The organism is Bacteroidota bacterium (assembly GCA_018831055.1).
Lineage (GTDB): Bacteria > Bacteroidota > Bacteroidia > Bacteroidales > B18-G4 > M55B132.
Window position 1 is genome coordinate 1 of the sequence record JAHJRE010000082.1, and the last position, 5,065, is coordinate 5,065.

Annotated in this window: 4 protein-coding genes; 2 read left to right on the plus strand and 2 right to left on the minus strand. The window is 42.8% G+C overall.

Annotated features, from left to right (window positions below; translation table 11 throughout):
* The coding region (locus KKA81_04875; GenBank protein ID MBU2650248.1) for a gliding motility-associated C-terminal domain-containing protein at positions 1 to 2,422 on the plus strand (2,422 nt) is incomplete at its 5' end.
* 190 nt (positions 2,423 to 2,612) lie between these two features.
* Here the strand turns inward: KKA81_04875 and gap are convergent.
* Positions 2,613 to 3,617, minus strand: coding sequence for a type I glyceraldehyde-3-phosphate dehydrogenase (gene gap / locus KKA81_04880; protein ID MBU2650249.1), 1,005 nt, complete (start codon positions 3,615 to 3,617; stop codon positions 2,613 to 2,615).
* Positions 3,614 to 4,636: a glyceraldehyde-3-phosphate dehydrogenase gene (locus tag KKA81_04885; GenBank protein MBU2650250.1), complete on the minus strand. Its 1,023-nt coding sequence runs from the start codon at positions 4,634 to 4,636 to the stop codon at positions 3,614 to 3,616. The genes gap and KKA81_04885 overlap by 4 nt, the downstream gene beginning before the upstream one ends.
* 200 nt (positions 4,637 to 4,836) lie before the next feature.
* Here KKA81_04885 and KKA81_04890 point away from each other — a divergent pair.
* The coding region (locus KKA81_04890; protein ID MBU2650251.1) for an elongation factor 4 at positions 4,837 to 5,065 on the plus strand (229 nt) is incomplete at its 3' end.

A 5,065-nucleotide genomic window follows, 5' to 3' on the forward strand; every position in this document is an offset into this window, starting at 1 on the left:
CAGTACCATTTTCAGAACGGAAAAAATCAACTACCCCAATAATATCAGCAGGAATGTTTACCGTTATCTTCCTGAAAACCCCTCATATAATCCGGATGCACGTCACACTTACAGTTCCCCGGGGACATATACCATCTGGCTGGAAGACCCAAACCGCAATGCAGGTATCCAGAACATACCAAACTCCGTTAACATTCCCCTTTATATTGACACAGAAATTCTGATCAATCCTTTCCTGGGTTACAACAGTAGTCCCGTTTTACTAAATCCACCGATCGATAATGGTTGTGTAGGGCAATTATATGTACATAACCCTGGTGCCTATGATGCCGACGGAGATAGTCTATCCTATCGGTTTATTACATGCAGGGGAGGTGGAGGTTTACCCATTCCAGGATATACCCTCCCTCCGGCCACCGACAGCATTGTGATCAACCCAATAACAGGTGATGTATTCTGGGATGCACCAACCAAGCAAGGAGAATTTAATCTCGCCATTCTCGTGGAAGAATGGCGTAATGGTGTTAAAATCGGAAGTGTAACACGAGATATGCAGATCAATATTATTGCCTGCGACCACTCTCCTCCCGTTATCGTTTCTATTGACGATACCTGTGCATTGGCAGGAGATACACTTAAATTCACCGTTAATGCCTATGATCCCGATTCGGATGGCATTACCCTTACAGGAACAGGCGGTCCTTTTGAGCTTAGCAATAATCCTGCTTACATATACCCCGATCCGGCAAGCGGTATTGGAAGTACAAGCACCGATTTCACATGGATCACTCTCTGCAGTCATGTCAGAAAACAACCCTACTATGCTTTTTTTAAGGCCACCGATGATGGCTTCCCGGTTAACCTTGTGGATATCAAGACCATTGGAATTCGTGTTATAGGACCTGCTCCCGTATTGCTTTCAGCCGAAGCCCTGGGTAATACAATCAGAATCGATTGGACCCAATATATTTGCCCCCAGATATCAGGGTATAAAGTTTACAGAAAAAACGGGACTTCAGGTTTCGTACCAGGTTATTGCGAAACCGGTGTGCCGGCATATACAGGGTATACCCACATAGCTATTGTCACCGGTCATGAAAATATCGCGTTTATTGATGATAATAAGGGTGCAGGATTGGTTCCGGGTATACAATATTGCTATATGATAACTGCCATTTTCCCGGATGGATCCGAAAGTCAGGCATCCAGTGAAAAATGCGCATTCCTGAAAAAGGACCTTCCCATCATCACCAATGTCAGCAATGATAGCTCCAATCTTGAATCAGGAAGGGTTTACCTTGCCTGGTCAAAACCTACAGAGCTGGATACGATCCAATACCCCGGTCCTTACAAATACATAATTGAAAGGGCTACCGGAATCAGTAATACCGGATTTGCCGAAATTGCCGTCATGAACGGTTTAAACGATACCGTATATTTCGACAATGGCGTTAACCTTAATACTTCTGACTCAGGTTATAATTACAGGATAGGCCTGGAAAGTCAAAACATAGGGTTCATAGGTTATTCCAGGAATGCCTCATCGCTTGAATTAAATGCTCTTCCCTCCGATCAGGCCATCACACTGCAATGGTCAGCCAATGTTTCCTGGAATAATAAAAAATTCATCATATTCAGGAAGAATCCCGGCAGTTCCTCTTATGATTCACTTACTTCGGTTAACGGAAATGAATTCACAGATAACGGCCTTATTAACGGACAAGAGTATTGTTATTTTATTTACAGCTACGGAAGCTACGATTCTCCCGGATTTTTTCATCCCCTGCTCAATTTTTCCCCAATCCGATGTTCTGTTCCCGTCGACAATGTTCCTCCATGCCCTCAACAGCTTCAGGTAACAACAGAATGTGATAAAACTGAAAACCTGCTTTCCTGGAGCAACCCTCCCGGTTGCCCTATCGATATAGCCAAATATGAAGTGTATTTCAAATCGGAAGAGTCTGAGGATTTCTTGCTGATTGCCGTTCTGAATTCTCCTTTCGACACAACATTTCTTCATCAAAACCTGAAAAGTGTTACGGGTTGTTATGCTGTGAAAGCTATCGACGATAATGGCAATACCGGAGACTTCAGCAATGTGGTTTGTATTGATTATACTGCCTGCCCGGGATATGAACTACCCAATGTATTCACTCCGAACAATGATCATATAAATGATTTCTTCACCCCCATCCCTGAAACAGTTGCAAGTGTTGAGAAAATCGAAATAAAAATCTTCAACCGTTGGGGTAATCTTGTTTTTGAAACCATTGACCCATGGATAAACTGGGACGGCAAAAATCAGAAAAACAACGTAGATTGTGCTGAAGGAGTTTATTTTTATGTATGCGATGTATACATAATAACCCTACAGGGAATAAAAAAATTCACTCTGCAGGGATCAATAACTTTAATCCGATGAAGTTGGAAATGTTTGTGCGGAAAGATGAATAAAAGTAACAAGCAACAAGCAACAAGCAACAGGCTACAAGCTACAAGTTACAAGTTACAAGTTACAAGTTACAAGTCACAGGTTGCGGGATGCCTGAAACTTGAAACCTGTAACTTGTCACTCTATCATGATATCAATCAATTCCAGCACTCCTTTCTTGCTAATCGCCGAATTTTTCCAGCATATAAATCAGGTCTACAACCCTGTTGGAATAACCCCATTCATTATCGTACCAATTAAGGGTTTTTACGATTCTTTTACCAATTACTTTGGTATATTCGGCGTCGTAAATTGAGGAATAAGGATTTCCAACAATATCGGACGATACAAGTTTCTGATCGGAATATAACAGTATGTTCTTCATCTTTTCCGATTTTGAAGCCATTTTCACAGCGGCATTGATATCTTCAATGCTAACATCTGTGTTCACTTCAACCACCAGGTCAACAACAGAACCATCAGGGACAGGCACACGGGAGGCCATCCCGTCGAGTTTACCGGCCAGTTCGGGGATAACCTGTCCAACGGCCCGAGCAGCGCCGGTCGTTGTTGGAATGATGTTTTCTGCGGCAGCCCTTCCTCTGCGCCAGTCCTTATGCGGAACATCAGCAAGGCGCTGATCGTTCGTATAGGCATGGGTGGTAGTCATTAAACCTTCCTTGATTCCAAAAGCGTCGTTGAGCACTTTAGCCATGGGAGCAAGACAGTTGGTTGTACAACTGGCATTGGAAATAATGCGATGTTCAGGTTTCAGGCCTTCATCATTCACTCCGATTACTATTGTAAAATCGATATTGTCTTTGGCAGGCACTGTAAGAATTACCCTCCTGGCACCGGCCTCCAGGTGAGGAAGCAGTTTTTCACGTGAACGGAAAATACCTGTAGCTTCCACGACCACATCAACTTTCAGGTCTTTCCAGGGTAATTGCAGAGGGTCTTTTACGGCAAGCATTTTAACCTTCTCATTCTGGGTAACCAGATAATCACCCTCCAGATGGATGTTCTCGCCAAAACCCTGCATAACCGTATCATATTTCAGGAGGTATGCCAGCACATCATTTTCAAATAAATCATTGATCGCCACCACCTCAATGTCTTTTCTCTCACTGAGTATCCTGAACACCGATCTTCCTATTCTGCCGAATCCGTTAATTGCGACTCTCATAATACACCTCCTTTCTCTTGTAGTTTATGGTATGCCAAAATCACGTCTTTTATACGGGATGCCTGGGCCAGGGCGGTATGATACCACACCAGGGTTTTTAACATTCTTCCTTTCGTCTTCATGGTCGCTATCTTGTCAAAGACAACTGAGTGTCTGTTTCCTATAACATCTGTGGAAACAATAGGATCTTCCACCACCTGGATAATGGAAGGATATTTTTTAGCAGCCTCTTCTACAGCCTTATTTAGTTTATCAATATCAATATCCCCTGTTTTCAGCACGGTAGTAAGATCGAGCAATGATCCGTTTGGTACAGGCACATTAAGGGCAGTACCTTCAATACGGCCGCGGAACTCAGGCATGATCTCCTGTATCCAGGCAGGGCTGGGTGTTTCATTGGGAATGATGTTTTCGGCTGCCGACCTGCTACGGCGATAATCTGTAGACGCCTTATCACGCAATGGTTGATCAGAAGTATAGGAATGTACTGTTGTCAGCATGGCATAATCAACACCAAAAGTCTCATTAATGATCTTCAGCATAATGGCAGCAGCATTGGTAGTGGCTGAACCGGCCGAAACCAGTTTATCGCTGATATTGATCGTCTGATCATTAACTCCCATAACAACGATCCTGTCAATCGGATCGGTTGGCAATGTCGAAAGCACAACATGGCCAGCACCGGCTTTCAGATGTTTCTCCATGTCATGCCGGGATTTGTACTTACCGGTACCATCCACAACAACATCTACATCAAACATATCCCAGGGCACTTCACCGGGTTCAAGTGATTTTCCATGTATCATCCTTGCCCTTCCATTTTTGGAAACCAGGAAATGTCCGTCAAGGTCAACCTTAATCCCGCCTTTGGTTTCGGCAACAAGCAAATAATGCAGGATATCAGGCGTGCCAATTTCTGCAATGGCTACAATTTCAATCTGGTCATCTTCAAGGCAAAGCCTGTATATATGCCGGCTAACCTCTCCAAATCCCATTAATCCAACACGTACCTTACTCATAATCCAGAAATTTAAAATGAATAAATCAATAATGTTATAATAAAAACAAGCTCCCTGTCTATTTGTTTAATTACAGGAATGCAGCTTGCAAAATTAATATAATTGAGGTCATTATCTTGTTAATCTTGTGTTAATTATTATGCTGCTGAATATTTGATGCAATCTCAAAATTTCGTAATTATATTGTATTTTTGCAGCCAATGAAAAACATCAGAAATTTCTGTATCATTGCCCATATTGACCATGGCAAAAGCACCCTGGCCGATCGTCTTTTACAATTGACCGACACCCTGGATGCCAGGGATTATAAGGACCAGGTATTGGACAGCATGGACCTTGAGAGGGAAAGGGGTATCACCATAAAGAGTCATGCCATACAAATGGTATATTATTCTGAAGGCGAAGAATATATTTTGAACCTGATTGATA